Origin of the sequence: Lysinibacillus sp. NPDC056232 (genome assembly GCF_042267565.1) — a bacterium.
Classification (GTDB): Bacteria; Bacillota; Bacilli; order Bacillales_A; family Planococcaceae; genus Lysinibacillus.
Genome location: NZ_JBHJTF010000047.1, coordinates 1 through 19793 on the forward strand (window position 1 = coordinate 1; position 19793 = coordinate 19793).

Sequence of the window (19793 nt, forward strand, 5' to 3'; positions counted from 1 at the left end):
CGATTATGTAGATGCATTAGATTTAGGCTTTCAACCAGAAATAGGTAGCCAATATTTTGTAGCACCTTTTATTCAAGAATATGTGGATAAATTTATTAGGTCATTTAATCCTGATATTAAGAAGTTCATCAAAGATCGAATTTATATGGACTTAGAATGAATTTCATACTAGTAATTAAAAAATAACTTAGGTGGTGATTATATGCTAAAAAAATTCATAAAAAATAAAAAAATAACAGTTGTGGATGGAGACAACCGCTTAGGTACTACTTCTGGAGAACTGAAAAGGAAATTACAGGATATGCTAAGTAATGGAATGAATATTAAAGGTATTCAAATCTTTCATTATGCTTCAATACATTATAAAACTAGATGGAATAGCTATTCGTTAAGATTTCTAAATGCATTAGTTAATTCAGCCGCTTCAATTAAATATGAAGGAGATGTATTGTCGTTAGATGATAGAGAAGAACCTGAATTACAGCGTGATACTTCAGAAATATTAGCGATAGGTTTGTCAAATATGTTCATGTGTAAATGGTATGGAATAAACATAAATAAAATAGGGAAAATTCCAGGTTCAAATAAGCGTTGTGATTACAGGTTTCAATCTAATAATCGATTGATTATATATGAAGTAAAAGGAAGAAAAGACGGTATAAAAGCGGCTTTAAGGGATTGTTTGAAAAAGAAACAAGGGTATTCAGCCGATTTAATGTATTCCACTATTTGTCATTTACCGAGAGATGGTTCATCAGTAAGTTTACATCTATTTGACCCTCCGGTAAATGATCACTATGAATACGATGAATACTATACTATGTTAAATCATTATAGAAATTTATGTGAAAAGGTAGGATTAACTATTCTATCAAATCAAATTTATAAAAGAATAAAGGCATTTGAAGAAAGTGGAGATTGGGGAGGAACTTCTTTAGAAGTAGGGAATGTTATAAAGTTAGGTACTAATATTACATTAGGAAATCGAGTTTTCTGGACAAGAACAATCTTGAACAACAATGAAATTGTACCTTTTCATATTCAATTCGGACTTGATAAAAGGGTAATTGAAATTCTTGAAGAGTGGAATTTACAAAAATTAAAGGAAATATCATTTATCGAAGAAGTTTATGAACGAGATGGAAAACTGTTTAGTGTTATATCCGATGGTAGCTTGTTTTATATGGGAAATGAAAGTTTAAATGAAAATCCTTAGGAAAGTACTATACATAAGTATACTCTAGAATTAATGAGTATATAATAAATAGGTTGTTATATTGATGATTATACAACATCTAATTTAAATTTTGTCTACGCTCAGCACTCACCGCAACGAGAAGCTGTTGCTTGGTTGGAGTTAGTAAAATGAAAAAAGAACGGATTTCTGATGTTGGAATTCGTGATAAATAAAAAGGCTAGGTCCTACTATGGTAGCACCTAGCCGATTTCTTAAACCCACCAGCACTCATGTGTTGCCACATACACTCCACACATGTAGAGTGTGGGTAATGTATTTAATTGTTATTTTTTCGTTATTAGGTAATTAAATTCTTGCGAAAAGTGTGCCGGCAAAAAGATAACATTTTGCTAACGTTATCCAATGAAAAACGATAAATTCTCGTTAACAATGTTGCATACATATCTTGAAAAACTTTGATATACCGCACTCTCTTCATACAGCGTTAAATAAATAACACACTCTCACCTTACAGGCGGCATATGTAATTAGCGAAAAAACTTATACTTGAGGCATGTTACTTTTTAAGAAAGAGAAGTATGTATAGATTTACATTGGACGGATTGTAAGATTAAGTGCAACACCCAGAAGTCAATATAAAGGAAGCCCATAACGACCTCGTGTAGAATGTAGTTACCACACCAACATTCAAACGGAGGAATCGCTATGAGCTATACCCATCTTACCATATCAGAACGTGTAAAAATAGAAACATACCTGGAACTTGATTATTCGATTCGTAAAATAGCGAAACTCTTAAATCGTCAACCTTCTACGATTTCCAGAGAAATAAAACGCCACGCCGGTAGGACGGCTGACGAAGCGCAAGTACGTTACCACCAAAATAAATCCAACTGTGGTGCCAAGTCAAAATGTACGCCAGAAGTAAAAGAAGCTGTTCAAGAAAAGTTGCGGGATACTTGGTCGCCTGAACAAATTGTCGGCCGCTTGTATCAAGGACAACTGAGTTTTAAAACCATCTATCGCTGGATTTACGATGGTCTTTTAGAAGTGCCTATAACCGTTCTCCGTCAAAAAGGAAAGCGCCAAAAGCCCCGCGAAACAAGGGGAAGATTTAACATTGGCACACCAATTTCTAAACGCCCAAAAGAAGTACGTAAACGTGAAACCTTTGGACATTGGGAGTTAGATACAGTTGTATCTGGACGTGGGAAAGCAAAAGGTTGTGTAGCAACATTTATTGAGCGAATGACACGGTGGTATGTTGGCTTTTTGATACCAGATCGCTCAGCTCAATCAATGGAAAAAGCAGTACGTCTTCTTCATACTAAATTACCAAAAGGCACTATAAAAACAGCCACAACAGACAGAGGTAAAGAATTTAGCTGCTATAAAGTGTTAGAAAAAGACTTGAAAATTGATGTTTATTTTGCGGACGCCTATTCTTCTTGGCAACGTGGAAGTAACGAAAATGGGAATGGATTACTTCGAGAATTCTTCCCTAAGCAAACAAATTTCGAAGAAGTATCACCAGAAGAACTAATAGAATCATTAAACTATATCAACAACCGACCAAGAAAATGTCTTGGTTGGAAAACTGCAAACGAGGCTTTTAATGAGCAATTGTTGCACTTAATTTGACAAATCATCACACAAAAAAAGGGAACGACTGAAATCGTTCCCTTTGCTTAATGAATTATTTTAATGGACCGCCAAGTTTAGTGATAGCTTCAGAAACATTTGAGAATTTCTTGAAGTTATCGTTGAATAAACCAGCAAGTTCAGCAGCTTTTTTATCATAAGCAGCTTTGTCTGCCCATGCATCACGAGGATTAAGCACTTCTGTTGGTACACCTTCAATAGAAGTTGGAATGTTTAAACCGAATACTGAATCTTGAATTGTTTCAACATTAGCTAATTTGCCATCAATTGCAGCACGTACCATTGCACGAGTGTAAGAAAGCTTCATACGGCTACCAGTACCATATTCGCCACCAGTCCAACCAGTGTTCACTAAGAATACTTGTGCACCGTGCTCGTCAATTTTTTGACCTAACATTTCAGCATAAACTGTTGCTGGAAGTGGAAGGAATGGAGAACCGAAGCAAGTTGAGAATACTGGTTCTGGCTCTGTTACACCACGTTCTGTACCAGCAAGTTTAGATGTGAAACCGCTTAGGAAGTGGTACATTGCTTGCTCTTTTGTTAATTTACTGACTGGAGGTAATACACCAAATGCATCAGCTGTTAAGAAGATGATTGTTTTTGGGTGACCTGCAACCGATGGATCAACAATATTTTCAATGTATTGAATTGGATAAGCTACACGTGTATTTTCTGTTAATGAACCATCATCATAGTCACAAACTCGAGTTTCTGGATCAACAGCTACGTTTTCTAGAACAGAACCGAAGCGGATTGCGTTGTAGATTTCTGGTTCTTTTTCAGCAGAAAGGTTAATTGTTTTTGCATAGCAACCGCCCTCAATGTTGAATACACCATTATCAGACCAACCGTGTTCATCGTCACCGATAAGCTTACGGTCAGGATCAGCTGATAAAGTAGTTTTACCAGTGCCAGATAAACCGAAGAATAATGCAACATCACCAGCTTCACCAACGTTTGCTGAGCAGTGCATTGAAAGGATGCCTTGTTGTGGTAATAAGTAGTTCATAATACCGAAAATAGATTTTTTGATTTCACCAGCGTATTCAGTACCACCGATTAGGATAATTTTCTTTTCAAGTGATACAATGATGAAAGTTTCAGAGGCTGTGCCATCAACAGCAGGGTCTGCTTTAAAGTTAGGAGCTGAGATAACAGTGAAGTCAGCAACATGAGAAGCTAATTCTTCTGCAGTTGGACGGATAAATAATTGATGAGCGAAAAGATTGTGCCAAGCATATTCATTGATTACTTGGATGCTTAATTGTGAATCTTTGTCAGCACCAGCAAAGCCTTTGAATACGAATAATTCGTCACGTTCTTTTAAATATTTTACTACTTTTACATATAAGTTATCGAACACTTCAGAAGAAATTGGTCGGTTAACTTTGCCCCAGTCAATTTTATCCTTTGTGCTATCTTCTTCTACCGTATATTTATCTTTAGGTGAACGACCAGTGTATTTGCCAGTTTCTGCACGAACTGCGCCATCTACTGTTAACATAGCTTCACCACGAGAAGTAGCCTTTTCAGCTAATTGTGGTACTGAAAGTTGAACATTAATGTTACCGCCGCTTAATAATTCCTTCAGTTCGTTTGCAATTTCTACTGAATTCATCGATTAAATACCATCCTTTTTTATAGTATTCCCTAGAGTTTGAGGGAGATTTTCTTAATTTCAAAAATAGTATAACACAATTGCTTAAATAATCTATACTAATTCAGAAATTATTTTTCAGATTTTATTACTTTTCAAGAAAACGACAAAAAGTAAATTGATTCGTTTTGATAATGCTTTTTACCCTATATAATAAGTGATCAAACAATCACTTTCGACACAGCAAAATTGTGTTTAGAAGCTTTTGGCTAACATGAGGTTCGCACAGGATGTGAAGTTTTTAGCTTGGTTTTTATTAGTTGGAGCTTGTCTTCGGCTGAAAAGGGGCTACAATCATATTCATCCACCACATGTTCTGTAGCTGACGCTTTGCTTTCGCTACAAAATGTGCTGTAAAGGGTTACACATATGTTAACACATGATGGGAGGTGGAGAATAGGGATTATTTTGTTTCAATTTACAGCATAATCCAAATTAGTTTCTTTATAATCCCGCACTTTCTTTATATAAATACAATCAATTATGCCGATTCCGGGATATCTGCCGGAAGCTTTAGGCCAACAATTGTTTTTTGCGCGAAAGCGTAGTGACAACGCTTCGCTTTCGCACAGATAAATTGCCACAGGACGTGGCGTTCTTATACTGAGTTCCTCTATTTCATCGGGTGTTTGGACATTAGCTGAAAGAGGTTAAAAATATTTGACAACGTTCGACCTTTTACGTATTATGAGATATTGAACGGATACTCTTATCCCGAGCTGGTGGAGGGTCAGGCCCTATGAAACCCGGCAACCTGCATGAACCATTTCACACATGCGCTGGTGCCAACCTGATGCAAGGGGAAACCCCTTGAACGATAAGAGTGAAAGGTTACGAAGTCATTATTCCTTTCCTCATGTTAAGTAAGCGTGAGAAAAGGATTTTTTTATTGTTAAAAACGAATGTAAAGGTAAGTATATAGTCCTTTCCTTATTATAATGACGGATCTTTCGAAATCTCGTGTTAAAAGCAACAGTTGTTTATTTGTGCGAAAGCGTAGTGCAACGTAGCGACAGCCACAACAACGGCTTAAGAGTTCAATCTATAGGAGCGGGCTTGACATGGGTAATGAGTACCGTATTAATTCGCAAGTATTATTTGTTAAAGTAATAGGAGGAAAACCAAATGACAAAACGTCGACTGTTTACATCAGAGAGTGTTACAGAAGGACATCCAGACAAAATTTGTGATCAAATCTCGGATGCCATTTTAGATGCTATTTTAGCAGAAGATCCAAACGCACGTGTAGCGTGTGAAACAACAGTAACAACTGGCTTAGTATTAGTAGCAGGAGAAATTACTACTTCTACTTATGTAGATATTAAAGGTATCGTTCGTGATACTGTAGCAGAAATCGGTTATACACGTGGGAAATATGGCTTTGATGCTGAAAACCTAGCAGTACTTGTTGCTATTGGTGAGCAATCACCTGATATTGCTCAAGGTGTTGACCAAGCATTAGAGGCGCGTGAAGGCTCTATGACAGACGCTGACATTGAAGCAATTGGCGCAGGTGACCAAGGTTTAATGTTCGGTTATGCATGTAACGAAACACCAGAGCTTATGCCATTACCAATTAGTTTAGCGCATAAATTGGCTCGCCGTTTAACGGAAGTACGTAAATCTGGTGAACTAGCATATTTACGTCCAGACGGAAAAACACAAGTAACAATTGAGTATGATGAAAACAATGTACCAGTGCGCGTTGATACGATTGTCATTTCTACACAGCATGACGAAGAAGCTACACTGGAGCAAATTCAAGCAGACTTAAAAGAATTCGTTATTGCCCCAGTTGTTCCAAGTGAATTATTAGATGCTGAGACGAAATATTTCATCAACCCAACTGGCCGATTCGTAATTGGTGGTCCAAAAGGAGATGCTGGTCTAACTGGACGTAAAATCATCGTTGATACATACGGTGGCTATGCACGTCATGGTGGTGGTGCTTTCTCTGGTAAGGATGCAACTAAGGTAGACCGTTCAGCGGCATATGCAGCACGCTATGTGGCAAAAAATATCGTAGCAGCTGGTTTAGCAGATCGAGCTGAAGTACAACTAGCTTATGCGATTGGTGTTGCTCAACCTGTATCAATTGCTGTTGATACATTTGGGACAGGGAAAGTTACGGAAAGTGAAATTGTAAAATGGGTACGAGAGCTATTTGACCTACGCCCAGCGGGGATTATTAAAATGCTTAACCTTCGTCGTCCAATTTATAAGCAAACTGCAGCATATGGTCACTTCGGTCGTACAGACTTAAATGTACCTTGGGAACAAACAGACAAAGCTGACGCATTAAAAGAAAAAGCAGGTTTATAAACTATTCAGCTAAAGCAATAAAGTGGCTGAAAAAATATTTTAAGATACTATTACAGAAAGGGGCTCAATATTCTAATGCCCCTTTCGCTGTTTTTAACGAAAAAAATTAGCTCCTACTCATAATCGTGTATGGCTCGGTTGTCCAAGGAAACGTGGACCTGCTTTGATGTAGTTGAAATAACTATTTATTTTTTGGTTGAAGAGATTTATAGTATTGACCTTTTTCTACATATTCACGTATGATGCGTTCCATATCTTCTTTATCTTCATCATTTAATTCTCTTACAACTTTTGCGGGACGCCCTAATGCTAAGCTATTTGGAGGAATGACTTTGCCTGGAGGTACAAGACTACCCGCCCCAATGAATGCACCCTCTCCAATCTCCGCTCCGTCTAATACTATAGAGCCCATACCTATTAAGGCTTTTTTACGAATCGTACAGCTATGTAAAGTTACTTGATGTCCGACTGTTACTTCATCTTCAATAATTAGTGGATATTTAGGGCTTTGATGTAAGCAACAGAGATCTTGAATACTAACCCTTTTTCCGATAATTGTCGGTGATACATCCCCTCGAATAACGGTGTTAAACCAAATGGTTGTTTCAGCACCTATTGTAACGTCGCCAGTAACGGTTGCATAATCGGCAATAAATACAGACGGATCGATATTGGGTGTTTTACCTTTAAATGGATAGATCATGAGAATCGCCTCTTTTCTTTCTATGATGTAATATTATCGTATCAAATACGCAACTTGATGGAAATATTAAATTATAATGAGCTAGATATTCCGTTATAATCATTGTGTAATTATTTTTTTAGGAGGACTATGTAAAATGTGGAAATGGGAAGCTGATGGACAAGCAAAGGCTGTGGTTGCTATTCTTCATGGTGCATATGAAAATCACCGCTGGTATGCATGGCTAATAGAAAAACTAAGATTGGAAGGCTTCCACATAGTCATGGGGGATTTACCTAATCATGGAGTAAATACAGGGTTTTCAAGTGTTCACGATGAAGATTTTAAAGAATACAACAAATATACAAGGCATTTAATGGAGAATGCTTTTTCGTATAATTTACCTGTCTTTTTAATAGGACATGGGCTTGGCGCGACACTATTGCTACATACCGTGCAAAAACGAAAATATGAATGCGCAGGGATTATTTTAACTTCACCTTGGCTTCATTTAAAGCTATTGCCAGGTAAACTATCAAATGCTTTAACCAGTTTAAGTGCCCTGACTGCAAATGTGAAGCTGACCCATGAAATTACTTTAGAATCATTAACGCGCAGTGTAGAAGGTAGAGATGAGATGAAGGATGAGGTTCCTTTTTCGTCCGTTGTTTCAGTGAAATGGTATCGAGAGCTACAACAAATGATGCGTAATTTAGTGTTATTGCCTAAGGCTGAATTCCCTAATATGCCGATGTTAGTTATGACAGCTGAAAAAGATAAAATTACTGAAACTAAACAAACACGTAATTGGCTTCATCAGATGGAATTTACAGAGTTTCAATTCAAAGAATGGGCAAACTGTTATCATAATCTATTTCATGAAGTAGAGCGTGACGAAATTTTTGTTTATATACGTGATTTTATTAATAATGCTCTTCGAAGAATTGGCTATATAATTAAGTAGTGAATGACCCCTCCAATTAACTAGAAAATTACTAACTTTTTGTTACTTGAATATAATGTTGTAATTTTCTGAAAAATGTAATACTATAATGTCTTGAAGTTACATTTTTTCAAATTGGAGGGGTAAAATGGAAACAATCGTAGGGAAAATTAATGAAATCTTATGGGGACCGTGGTTTATTTATGGTATTTTGCTAATTGGGCTCTTCTTTTCAATCATTACACGGTTCCTACAAGTCAGGCATATTAAAGATATGTTTGTTTTAATGTTTAAAGGCGAAAAATCGGATAAGGGGATTTCATCATTCCAAGCGATGTCTATCGCATTATCTGGTCGAGTAGGAACAGGTAATATTGCCGGTACTGCTACAGCAATCGGGATGGGGGGACCTGGTGCTGTTTTTTGGATGTGGGCAATCGCCTTTATCGGTGCAGCAACTGCTTACGTTGAGTCGACGTTGGCTCAAATTTATAAAGAAGAGAAAGATACAGAATATCGTGGTGGTCCAGCTTTTTACATAGAAAAAGGAATGGGGCAAAAGTGGTTTGCAGTTATTTTTGCTGTTGCCGCATTAGTTGCCATGTTAATATTGATGCCAGGTGTTCAATCGAATGCAATTGCGACAGCAGTTGAAAACGCTTTCGATGTTAAGACTTGGATTACAGGACTTATTATTGTCGTATTATTAGGTACTATTATTATCGGTGGGGTGAAATGGATTGCCAATGCTGCACAGATTATTGTACCGTTTATGGCATTAGCCTATATTCTAATGGCCATCGTCATAATTTCAATGAATATTAAAGAGGTACCAGCTGTATTTTCATTAATTTTTTCTAGCGCATTTGGTGCGCATGAAATCTTTGGTGGTGTTATTGGCTCTGCTATTGCATGGGGTGTTAAACGTGGAATTTATTCAAATGAAGCAGGTCAAGGAACAGGTGCGCATCCGGCAGCGGCAGCAGAAGTATCACACCCTGCTAAACAAGGTATCGTTCAAGCAGCTTCAGTGTATATTGATACTCTATTAATCTGTTCAGCTACAGCATTCATGATTTTATTTACCGGTATGTATAATGTACACGATGAAAAAGCTGCAGAGGGCGCTGATTCATATGTTTATGTTGGTGATTTCAATAAAGGTGGATTAACTGGTGAAGAACAAATGACGTTTGCGAAAAGTATTAAAGAAGGTGCAGCATACACACAATATGCGGTTGATTCTTCACTACCAGGTTTTGGTGGACCATTCGTAGCGATTGCATTATTCTTCTTTGCTTTTACGACGATTATGGCATACTACTATATTGCTGAAACAAATGTAGCTTATTTATTCTCAGGAACTACAGAAAAAGTCGTCATTTGGTTGGCGAAATTTGCAATTTTAATTGCAGCGTTCTACGGTACTATACGTACTTCTGACCTTGCTTGGGCTATGGGGGATGTTGGACTTGGCCTAATGGTTTGGATTAACGTTTTAGCGATTTTAATTATTATGAAGCCTGCTATAGTCGCATTAAAGGACTATGAGAAACAAAAAAAAGAAGGAAAAGATCCAGTTTTTGATCCTCGTAAACTAGGAATTAAAGGTGCGGATTTCTGGGTAGACTATAATGAAAAACGTAAAAATAAATAGACAATAGAGGCCAAAACCTTAAAAAGCGTGAGAAATCAATGTTAGAAACGTTGATTTCTCGCGCTTTTCTGATGTGAAATTTTTTGATTTTGCTGTGAAAACATACTTATGACTCAGTCTCTTTCTACTGGAATACCAAAGACTTGGAATATATAGTCTTGTTCTTGCTCTTTTGTAGCAATACCAGTGGCTAGTCCACCTTCTTTTGTTCCTTGAATATGCCACATATCATTATGGTCTTTATCAACCGATTTAAAATCACCTTGTTTCCAACGATATTTGGGCACCTTGGTTTTCGGCTCCTACAGCTGTGGTAAAAGCTGTAGTTTCATCTGTTGCACTTGTTTTTGGTGGTGCTTCTGCAATGTTCTTTAAAACAAATAATGGCAAGGGTGTATATTTAAGATTTACTGGATTAGTACCTGCCGCTGTAATTTACACTGGTATGTTTGCTCAATAAGATAGATATTAGTTTTATATCATTTCTACTTCAAGCAAATCCCCCATGAAGAATGCTAAAGAGCATTTTCTTGGGGGATTTGTTCATTTTTTAGTTAGTATTAATAGTGAAGTTAAAGGTATTAAAAGAAGAGTATATAAAACAAAAGATGTATCTAGTTCAAAAAAGAAGTTATTAATAATGATATATATAATGCTTATGGATAAAAAAACTCTAAAAGTTATATCTAACCTTTTTTTTGCAAGGATAAGTTCTTTTTCATCTTGGTTTTCATTTTTTTTATCTATTAAATTAATTGTTGTTATTACAAAAGCTAGTATTGACCATAGTACAAAATTACTTTTAAGGAAGAGTAGAAGTATTGAGAGTACCAGTAATAAATAGGGTAATGGATTTGATATAAATATTTTTTTTGTGATTTTCAAAACCCCCTTTTTTAAGATTATATATCATAACAGTATGGATGTATAACTACTTGGGGAGCAATTGGAATGTCTTTACTGAATTTTTGTGGCGACAAAATGCGAGCGAGTAAAACAAAGAAGATATTATGATAAAAACGGAAAAGCAGATTTAGATATTGATTTTCGTCATGCTGGTAATTATAAATTTCCACATAGACACACTTGGACTAATTGAGAAGTGGGCATTAAGAGAAGTGACAACATGAGTGATGAAAAAAACTTTAAGGACCTTCCTGCAGGAAAGAGTATTAGCTATCAACACCTATTATTTTATTTAGAACAAGGGAGAGAAATTGAATTTGTTTATAAAGAAAAAGAATATTTTATTTCTCATTCGTTAGAAGGAAGAACTGTATGGAATGGTCAAAAAAGAATATCTGAACATTTTAGGGACAATGATGTATCTCTATTAGAATCGACAAAAATAGAAGGAAGAACTTTGGCTGATTTATTGAAACAAAACGAAATTAAGATTACTGCTATTTTTTAAAGAAGGGAGGCTGGGACAAAACCTCAATAATTAACAAAGAAGACGCTGAGACATAACTGGTCAAAACCTTAAAAAGCGTGAGAAATCAATGTTAGAAACGTTGATTTCTCACGCTTTTCTGATGTGAAATTTAATAATCTTTCGTTTTTTCTAAAGCAATTACAAAAGGTGGATCATTTTGTTGATTTAAAAACTCGTATTTTAATACATGTACATATTTTTGGGGAAGTTGACTGACATATTCTATCACAGCATCTCGTTCTTCTTTACCACCCGGATGGCCATGATAAATGACAAGGACAATAAGACCACCGATTTTGAGCAGCTTTAGCAAATCTTCAATTGCTTGTATCGTAGTATTTGGCTGTGTAACGATGTCGTGATTACTACCAGGCAAATAACCAAGATTGAAAATTGCTGCAGCTACTGGCTTGTGAACATAGTTGGCTACTTCTTCATGCCCTCTATGTAAAACAAGTGCACGATGCTCTAAGCCATTATCCAAAAGGCGATGGAGAGTTGCATCAACAGCGCTCTTTTGAACATCAAAGGCGTATACTTGACCTTCATCGCCGACAAGCTGTGCTAGAAATAATGTGTCATGGCCGTTTCCAGCTGTGGCATCCACTACAGTGTCGCCCTCTTCAACAGTATCTTTTATTAACTGCTGGGCATATTGTAAAACACGTTGTAGCTTCATTTGGCATCCTCAGCTTTATAAAATTTCCCTTGCCAGCTTCCGCGGCGCTCAAGCTCAGCGTCGATTCCATTTAACACTTCCCATTTATTTACACTCCACATCGGGCCAATCATTAAATCAATTGGTCCATCACCTGTGATACGGTGAATAACCATATCTGGTGGTAGAATTTCAAGCTGATCTGCTACTAGCTTTGTATAAACTTCCTGATCTAAAAATTCTAACATGCCTTTTTCATATTGCTTAACCATTGGTGTACCTTTTAAAAGGTGTAGTAAATGAATTTTAATGCCTTGTACATCAAGCTTTGCGACTTCACGAGCAGTTTCCATCATCATGTCATAGTCTTCAAGAGGAAGGCCATTAATAATGTGAGAGCATACACGAATACCATGCTTTCGTAGCTTTTCAACACCTTCCACATATGTTGCATAGTCGTGGGCACGGTTGATAAGATTTGCAGTTTTTTCATGCACAGTTTGAAGCCCGAGCTCAATCCACAAATAGGTGCGCTCATTTAATTCAGCTAAATATTCAACTACATCATCTGGTAGACAGTCTGGGCGTGTTGCGATGGATAATCCAACAACACCCTCTTGAGCCAATGCTGCTTCAAATTTTTCCTTTAATACAGGAAGTGGTGCATGTGTATTTGTATATGCTTGGAAGTAAGCCATGTATTTGCCATCCTTCCACTTTTGATGCATTTTGTCACGAATTTCAGCAAATTGCACCTCGATAGGATCAACTTTGTTGCCCGCAAAATCACCTGAACCTGCTGCACTACAAAACGTACAACCTCCGAAGGCAACCGTACCATCACGATTTGGGCAGTCAAAGCCTGCGTCTAGTGCTACCTTAAAAACTTTATGACCAAATTGCTCACGTAAATAGCGATTCCATGTATAATATCTTTTTCCATCTGAAGGAAAAGGAAAGTTTGTTTCTGTCATTTATTTCACTCCTCTAACACTATATTTTATCACGTGCTGGTGTTTCCGTCATGAGGGAAGAATTTAATAATTATGTGGATGACTGGAGCAAACCGTGGGGAGCCGAGCGAAAAGTACTTGGACCGGAGAAAATCATGAGGAGGGCCGACCGAAACCTACACAAAAAGTAGTTTAAAGCCTATGTAAAAAGAGTAAATTTATTTTTCTTGTGCTTTTGTATTTTTCAACATAAACTAACTATTTAGAGTAGCGAAGTAATGGAGGTCATTCTATGCCAAAAAGTGTTTGGTTTTTAATTATTGGAATGCTTGTGAACACGACGGGCAATTCATTTTTATGGCCTTTAAATGCCATTTATATGCACGATTATTTAGGGAAGTCCCTTGCGATGGCTGGCTTTGTGTTGATGCTGAATTCTGCTGCTGGCGTAATAGGAAATCTCTTAGGTGGTTATTTATTTGATAGAATAGGTGGCTATAAATCAACAATGCTAGGCATTCTGTTAACGATTGCCTCATTAATAGCTTTAACGATTTGGCACGGCTGGCCACATTATGTGTGGATTTTAACGATACTCGGCTTTAGTGGAGGTATTGTATTCCCAGGAATGTTTGCTTTAGCTGGAACTGCGTGGCCTGAGGGTGGACGAAAGGCCTTTAACGCAATTTATTTAGCTCAAAATTTAGGAGTAGCAATTGGTCCTGCACTTGCCGGCGTTGTTGCTGATTATAAATTTGACTACGTCTTTAAGGTCAACTTAGCTATGTATATTTTGTTCTTTTTTATAGCGTTTTTTACTTTTAAACGATTAGAAGCGGGGAGCATTGCACCGATGAATGTCGTGGGTGAAAGTAAGCGAATTATAAATAAAGCGCCGTTTTATGCATTATTAATTATAAGTTCTTCCTCTGTACTATGCTGGCTCGCTTATTCACAATGGAGTGCGACTATTTCTTCCTATACGCAAGATCTAGGATTAGGATTGAAACAGTACAGCTTACTTTGGACTATTAATGGTCTGCTTATCGTTTTAGGGCAACCGCTAATTGCGCCGCTAGTGAAACGTTGGGAAAATAAATTAAAGCGTCAATTAGTATTTGGCGTTATCCTTATCGCAATATCCTTTGGAATCATTGCATTTGCAAGTGATTTTAAAATGTTTGGAGCAGCAATGGTAGTGCTAACTTTTGGTGAAATGTTTTATACGCCTGCATTACCTACCATCGCCAATCAGCTTGCACCAAAAGGGCGTCAGGGCTTTTATCAAGGGATTATTAATAGTGCGGCAACAACCGGTCGTATGATTGGCCCTCTATTTGGTGGTATTATGGTCGATCAGTTTGGCATGATTGTACTAGTATTAATCCTAGTAATTATAGTATTGTTTGCAATTATTCCATGCCTTATCTATGATTATCCTTTACGAAAGAATAAAACAGTGATAGATTAATAGGTTAAATTTAACAAAGAATTTCCGAAAACGAGCAAAAACTGTGTGGGAAACACGTTTTTTGCTCGTTTTTTAATGTTTGATATTGAAAGTTTGCTTATAGTAGCGTACAATCAATCATACATATTCAAATATTTGAATATATGAAAATGAAGTTCCGTGGAGGGATTTATGTGGAAGAGAGCTTGCAGCAATTTAAGGCAGATTTTTTTAAAGCTTTAGCACATCCATTACGAATTAGAATATTGGAATTACTAGTAGACGGTAAGAAAAATGTCAATGAAATTCAAAGCTGCTTAGAAAAAGAAGGCTCAGCTGTTTCTCAGCAATTAAGTGTATTACGAGGTAAAAATATTGTGCATGGGACGAAAGAGGGGAAAAAAGTTTACTATTCTTTAAGCGATCCGATGATTGGAGAATTACTAGGTGTAACAAAAGATATTTTCAACAATCACTTAATAAATACAATTACAAGATTAGAAGAAATGACTATTAACGAAAATAATGAAGAAGATATGTAAATTTTGTAGACTGTGTTCTTATGAAACATTTACCTTGCTTATTATTTTGAAGGGAAGATTTATAGATGAAGTCACTGTTTACAGGGCGATATGAAGGATATTCTGTTCATCATTTGAGGAAAGATTTAATCTCAGGGACTATTGTCGGGATTGTAGCAATACCACTGGCAATGTCCTTTGCCATTGCGTCAGGTGTTAAGCCTGAGTATGGAATATATACAGCTTTTATTGCTGGAATACTTATTTCTCTTTTTGGTGGTTCGAAGTTTCAAATCGGAGGACCTACAGGTGCGTTTGTGCCAATTTTGTTAGGGATAGTCATTTCGTATGGCTATGAAAATTTACTAATTGCTGGATTAATGGCCGGGATTATTTTGTGCTTAATGGGTATTTTTAAACTTGGCTCATTAATAAAATTTATTCCCCGTCCCGTGACGATAGGTTTTACAGCAGGAATTGCAGTTATTATATTTACAGGCCAAATTGCCAATTTCTTAGGTTTAACAAATATTAAAAGACATGAGTATTTTATTGACAATGTAAAAGAAATTGTTATGCATATTGGTACGACAAACTTTTATAGTGTTTTAACGGCGATCATTAGTCTTATCATTATTTTAATAACACCGAAAGTTTTACCCAAAGTTCCAGGGGCGTTAGCAGGCATTGTTGTTTCTACACTAGTTGCAACGTTCTTTTTTTCTGGTCAAGTTGCCACAATAGCAACAGCTTATGGTCAAATTCCTAATACATTACCGAATTTTGCGATTCCAGATATCACATGGGAGCGAATTCAGCTACTTATTGGACCAGCCTTTGTGATTGCTATGCTAGGCGGAATTGAATCACTTCTATCTGCAGTAGTAGCGGATGGAATGACAAATACAAAACATAATAGTAATCGCGAACTTGTTGGTCAAGGAATTGCTAATATCGTCACTCCTTTCTTTGGGGGGATCCCTGCGACAGGGGCTATTGCTCGTACTGCAACAAATATTAAAACAGGTGCAGTATCACCAATATCAGGTATTATTCACGGTGTATTTGTATTAGTCACTTTATTATTACTAGCGCCCTTTGCTTCACATATTCCATTAGCAAGTATGGCTCCAGTTTTAATGGTTGTTGCTTGGAATATGAGTGAGCAAAAGCATTTTGGGCATATCGTTAAATTAAAATCAGGAGATTCCCTCGTTTTAGCCATTACGTTTCTTCTTACTGTTTTTACAAGTTTAACATTAGCTGTAGAGGTTGGGCTCGTATTAGCAGTCGTATTATTTGCAAAGCGTATGAGCGAAAAGCTTGTGGTAACAAAGGTTTTACCGGATCATTCGAAAGAGAGCGGGAAGGTACAATCACATGCTGTTCATCAAAAACGTGACTGTCCACAAATTAGTATTTATACAGTTGAGGGTCCGCTTTTCTTTGGTGCAGCCCAAAATTTTGAAGAGGCAATTGTAAGTTCCATTCAGCAACAGCAAAAAGTTTTGGTATTACGCATGGGTAAAGTACCCTTTATGGATTCAACAGGTGAAGCATATTTTAGCAATATCATTCAAAATTTCAAAACGCAGGGCGGCACCATTTTAGTTACAGGTGTACAAGATGAATTAAAAAGGGTACTACAGCACAATGGCCTATATGATGAAATTGGTGAGGATAATTTTTATCCGCATACAGGAGAAGCGATAAATAAAGCTTTAAGTTATTTAGATACAAATAAATGTATTGGATGTAAGCACTTTGCTTTCCGTGAATGTCAGGAATTATCCCAACCAAAAGAAAAAGAGAATTTAATTGTTCAATAATGGGTAGTATGTAAACAAAGTCTTGTGCTTTTCAGTACTTTCCATTAGAATAAATGCAATACATGTAAGACAATGATGAGGAATAGTAAATTTGTGTTTCTTTTTAGAGAGCTAGCGGTTGGTGGGAGCTAGTAGGAAAGCAAATTGAACTCGCCTTCTGAGTCTGCCCGAGTGAAACAGCTCGTGCCGTTCCTTCCGCGTTAAGGAAGCTAAAGCCGAGTGTGATCACTAATGTGGGTGGTACCGCGGGAGATACGAATTCTCTCGTCCCTTTCTAATGAAGAAAGGGACGAGTTTTTTTATTTTTCAAATATTTTGTCAATTCTTGAGTTGAAGAGCATGACACATTCAAAGGAGGAAAAATAATGAGTTTTAATCATCTACAAATCGAAAAAAAGTGGCAGCAATATTGGGCTGATAATAAAACGTTTAAAACTGAAAATGAAACAGAAAAACCAAAATTTTATGCGTTAGACATGTTCCCATATCCATCTGGTGCTGGTCTTCATGTAGGGCATCCAGAGGGCTATACAGCGACAGACATCCTTTCACGCTTCAAGCGTATGCAAGGCTATAACGTCCTACATCCTATGGGCTGGGATGCATTCGGTTTACCTGCAGAGCAATATGCACTTGATACAGGAAATGACCCAGCAGAATTTACAGCGAAAAATATTGCAACATTTAAGCGCCAAATCCAAGAGTTAGGCTTTAGCTATGACTGGGATCGTGAAATTAACACAACAGATCCAGAATACTATAAATGGACACAATGGATCTTTATCCAACTTCATAAAAAAGGCTTAGCCTATGTAGATGAAGTAGCTGTAAACTGGTGTCCAGCACTTGGAACGGTACTTGCAAACGAAGAAGTTATTGATGGAAAGTCAGAGCGTGGTGGTCACCCTGTAGAACGTCGTCCAATGAAGCAATGGATGCTTAAAATTACTGCCTATGCTGATCGTTTAATTGATGACTTAGAGGAAGTTGATTGGCCAGAGTCTATTAAGGATATGCAACGTAACTGGATTGGTCGTTCGGAAGGTGCAGAAGTAACATTTAGTATAGATGGAACAGATGAAAACTTCACAGTGTTTACAACTCGTCCTGATACGTTATTTGGTGCTACATACTGTGTTATTGCACCTGAGCATAAATTAGTGGAGCAAATTACAACTACGGAACAACGACAAGTTGTTGAAGCTTATTTAGATAAAGTAAAATTGAAATCTGATTTAGAACGCACAGATTTAGCAAAAGAAAAAACAGGCGTATTCACAGGTGCCTATGCAATTAATCCGATTAACGGTAAAAAAATGCCGATTTGGGTTGCGGATTACGTATTAGTATCATATGGTACAGGTGCTATCATGGCAGTTCCAGCACATGATGAGCGCGACTATGAATTCGCAACAGAATTTGGTTTAGAAATTATTCCTGTCCTTGAAGGTGGAGACATTAGCAAAGAAGCATTCACAGGGGATGGTAAACATATTAACTCTGACTTCCTTGATGGCTTAAACAAAGAGGATGGTATTGCTAAGGCAATTCAATGGCTTGAGGAAAAAGGAGTAGGGGAAAAGAAAATCTCTTACCGTCTTCGCGACTGGTTATTCTCTCGTCAACGTTACTGGGGAGAGCCAATTCCTATGATTCATTGGGAAGATGGTACAACGACGCCAGTACCGGAATCAGAATTACCATTAGTGCTACCAAAAACAGATAATATTCGTCCTTCAGGTACGGGTGAATCTCCGTTAGCGAACATTGCTGAATGGGTAAATGTTGTTGATCCTGAAACAGGCAAAAAAGGTCGTCGCGAAACGAACACGATGCCACAGTGGGCAGGTTCTAGCTGGTACTTCATACGTTATATTGACCCAACAAATAAAGAAGCAATTGCGGACCCTGAATTACTGAAACGCTGGTTACCAGTCGATATTTATATCGGTGGGGCAGAGCACGCAGTATTACACTTACTATACGCTCGCTTCTGGCACAAAGTATTATACGATTTAGGCGTTGTACACACGAAAGAGCCATTCCACAAATTATTTAACCAAGGGATGATTCTTGGTGAAGGTAATGAAAAAATGTCTAAATCAAAAGGCAATGTCGTTAACCCGGATGAAATCATTTCTTCACACGGTGCGGATACTTTACGTCTATATGAAATGTTCATGGGTCCACTAGAAGCATCTGTTGCATGGTCAACAAATGGCTTGGACGGGGCACGTCGCTTCTTAGATCGTATTTGGCGTCTATTTGTCAATGAAGATGGTACAATCGCTGCGAAAATTCAAGCTTCTGATGACAAAACACTTGAAAAATCATATCATCAAACTGTGAAAAAAGTGACAGAGGATTATGAAGGTATTCGCTTCAATACAGCTATTTCACAAATGATGGTATTCATCAATGATTGCTACAAAGCGGATGTAATTCCAACAGAATACGCTGAAGGTTTTGTGAAAATGCTAGCTCCAATGGTTCCACACGTTGCAGAAGAGTTATGGCAGATATTAGGCCATGACGAAACACTTTCATACAAGGAATGGCCAATATATGATGAGTCTAAACTTGTTGATGATGAAGTGGAAGTCGCAGTTCAAGTTGCCGGTAAAGTACGTGCAAAAATCATCGTAGCGAAAGATGCTTCAAAAGAAGAAATTGAAAAAGTAGCACTTGCAGATGACAAAGTACAAGAGTACATGGCAGGCAAAAACTTAGTGAAAATTATTGTCATTCCAGGTAAGCTTGTTAATATCGTAGTTAAATAATAATGTAAAAAGTGTCCAATATTTGGGCACTTTTTTTCTTTTC

General features: G+C 37.2%; 18 protein-coding genes, 1 riboswitch and 1 other annotated feature. Of the genes, 13 read left to right on the plus strand and 5 right to left on the minus strand.

What is annotated here, in order from left to right; all coding sequences use genetic code 11:
• The first annotated feature begins 202 nt into the window (after nt 1-202).
• Together ACFCYJ_RS23615 and ACFCYJ_RS23620 are read left to right on the plus strand one after the other, a co-directional pair.
• The gene (locus ACFCYJ_RS23615) at nt 203-1216 is read left to right on the plus strand and encodes a hypothetical protein (RefSeq protein WP_376077780.1); all 1014 of its coding nucleotides are present in this window, start codon (nt 203-205) and stop codon (nt 1214-1216) included.
• Nucleotides 1217-1903: 687 nt separating this feature from the next.
• Nucleotides 1904-2839 carry an IS30 family transposase gene (locus tag ACFCYJ_RS23620; protein WP_376077783.1) on the plus strand — a complete coding sequence of 312 codons (936 nt, stop codon included), beginning with the start codon at nt 1904-1906 and terminating at the stop codon, nt 2837-2839.
• A 55-nt stretch (nt 2840-2894) separates the two neighbouring features.
• Here the strand turns inward: ACFCYJ_RS23620 and pckA are convergent, their stop codons facing one another.
• Nucleotides 2895-4481 (minus strand): phosphoenolpyruvate carboxykinase (ATP), encoded by a 1587-nt coding sequence (gene pckA / locus ACFCYJ_RS23625; RefSeq protein WP_376077785.1) that lies wholly within the window; start codon nt 4479-4481, stop codon nt 2895-2897.
• Nucleotides 4482-5226: 745 nt separating this feature from the next.
• A riboswitch (SAM riboswitch) is annotated at nt 5227-5344 on the plus strand.
• Nucleotides 5345-5504: 160 nt separating this feature from the next.
• On the opposite strand from pckA, the gene ACFCYJ_RS23630 reads away from it, so the two are divergent.
• Nucleotides 5505-5630, plus strand: a complete 126-nt coding sequence (locus ACFCYJ_RS23630) for a hypothetical protein (protein WP_376077787.1) — start codon at nt 5505-5507, stop codon at nt 5628-5630.
• A 15-nt stretch (nt 5631-5645) separates the two neighbouring features.
• Nucleotides 5646-6842, plus strand: a complete 1197-nt coding sequence (gene metK / locus ACFCYJ_RS23635; RefSeq protein ID WP_376077790.1) for a methionine adenosyltransferase — start codon at nt 5646-5648, stop codon at nt 6840-6842.
• A gap of 181 nt (nt 6843-7023) precedes the next feature.
• On the opposite strand, the gene ACFCYJ_RS23640 is transcribed toward metK, so the two are convergent.
• Nucleotides 7024-7545, minus strand: coding sequence for a gamma carbonic anhydrase (locus tag ACFCYJ_RS23640; RefSeq protein WP_376077792.1), 522 nt, complete (start codon nt 7543-7545; stop codon nt 7024-7026).
• Between the two features lie 136 nt (nt 7546-7681).
• Between ACFCYJ_RS23640 and ACFCYJ_RS23645 the strand changes: the two genes are divergently transcribed.
• Together ACFCYJ_RS23645 and ACFCYJ_RS23650 are read left to right on the plus strand one after the other, a co-directional pair.
• The gene (locus ACFCYJ_RS23645; protein ID WP_376077793.1) at nt 7682-8488 is read left to right on the plus strand and encodes an alpha/beta hydrolase; all 807 of its coding nucleotides are present in this window, start codon (nt 7682-7684) and stop codon (nt 8486-8488) included.
• 127 nt (nt 8489-8615) lie between these two features.
• Nucleotides 8616-10124, plus strand: a complete 1509-nt coding sequence (locus ACFCYJ_RS23650) for an alanine/glycine:cation symporter family protein (protein WP_376077796.1) — start codon at nt 8616-8618, stop codon at nt 10122-10124.
• A gap of 113 nt (nt 10125-10237) precedes the next feature.
• Here the strand turns inward: ACFCYJ_RS23650 and ACFCYJ_RS23655 are convergent, their stop codons facing one another.
• Nucleotides 10238-10411 (minus strand): DUF6241 domain-containing protein, encoded by a 174-nt coding sequence (locus ACFCYJ_RS23655; RefSeq protein WP_376077799.1) that lies wholly within the window; start codon nt 10409-10411, stop codon nt 10238-10240.
• A 23-nt stretch (nt 10412-10434) separates the two neighbouring features.
• Here ACFCYJ_RS23655 and ACFCYJ_RS23660 point away from each other — a divergent pair, with 23 nt between their 5' ends.
• From ACFCYJ_RS23660 to ACFCYJ_RS23670, 3 genes are all read left to right on the plus strand, one after another.
• Nucleotides 10435-10584: a hypothetical protein gene (locus tag ACFCYJ_RS23660; protein WP_376077802.1), complete on the plus strand. Its 150-nt coding sequence runs from the start codon at nt 10435-10437 to the stop codon at nt 10582-10584.
• A 45-nt stretch (nt 10585-10629) separates the two neighbouring features.
• Nucleotides 10630-10968 carry a hypothetical protein gene (locus ACFCYJ_RS23665; protein WP_376077804.1) on the plus strand — a complete coding sequence of 113 codons (339 nt, stop codon included), beginning with the start codon at nt 10630-10632 and terminating at the stop codon, nt 10966-10968.
• 282 nt (nt 10969-11250) lie between these two features.
• The gene (locus tag ACFCYJ_RS23670) at nt 11251-11538 is read left to right on the plus strand and encodes a hypothetical protein (protein ID WP_376077806.1); all 288 of its coding nucleotides are present in this window, start codon (nt 11251-11253) and stop codon (nt 11536-11538) included.
• Nucleotides 11539-11668: 130 nt separating this feature from the next.
• Here the strand turns inward: ACFCYJ_RS23670 and mnmM are convergent, their stop codons facing one another.
• Together mnmM and mnmL are read right to left on the minus strand one after the other, a co-directional pair.
• A complete protein-coding gene (mnmM, locus tag ACFCYJ_RS23675) occupies nt 11669-12238 on the minus strand; it encodes a tRNA 5-(aminomethyl)-2-thiouridylate-methyltransferase MnmM (RefSeq protein WP_376077808.1) in 570 nt (189 codons plus the stop codon).
• On the minus strand, nt 12235-13191 hold the full coding sequence (mnmL, locus tag ACFCYJ_RS23680) for a tRNA modification radical SAM protein MnmL/YtqA (protein WP_376077810.1): 957 nt from the start codon (nt 13189-13191) through the stop codon (nt 12235-12237). The genes mnmM and mnmL overlap by 4 nt, the downstream gene beginning before the upstream one ends.
• 271 nt (nt 13192-13462) lie before the next feature.
• Here mnmL and ACFCYJ_RS23685 point away from each other — a divergent pair, with 271 nt between their 5' ends.
• The 4 genes from ACFCYJ_RS23685 to leuS all read left to right on the plus strand — a co-directional run bounded on the left by ACFCYJ_RS23685 (nt 13463) and on the right by leuS (nt 19750).
• Nucleotides 13463-14641 (plus strand): MDR family MFS transporter, encoded by a 1179-nt coding sequence (locus ACFCYJ_RS23685; RefSeq protein ID WP_376077813.1) that lies wholly within the window; start codon nt 13463-13465, stop codon nt 14639-14641.
• 173 nt (nt 14642-14814) lie between these two features.
• Entirely contained in the window at nt 14815-15162 is a 348-nt protein-coding gene (locus ACFCYJ_RS23690; protein ID WP_376077816.1) for an ArsR/SmtB family transcription factor, read from the plus strand.
• A 65-nt stretch (nt 15163-15227) separates the two neighbouring features.
• Entirely contained in the window at nt 15228-16970 is a 1743-nt protein-coding gene (locus ACFCYJ_RS23695; protein ID WP_376077818.1) for a SulP family inorganic anion transporter, read from the plus strand.
• A gap of 63 nt (nt 16971-17033) precedes the next feature.
• Nucleotides 17034-17245 (plus strand) — a binding site (T-box leader).
• 90 nt (nt 17246-17335) lie between these two features.
• Complete coding sequence (gene leuS, locus ACFCYJ_RS23700) at nt 17336-19750, plus strand: leucine--tRNA ligase (RefSeq protein ID WP_376077821.1); 2415 nt, start codon at nt 17336-17338, stop codon at nt 19748-19750.
• Nucleotides 19751-19793 lie beyond the last annotated feature (43 nt).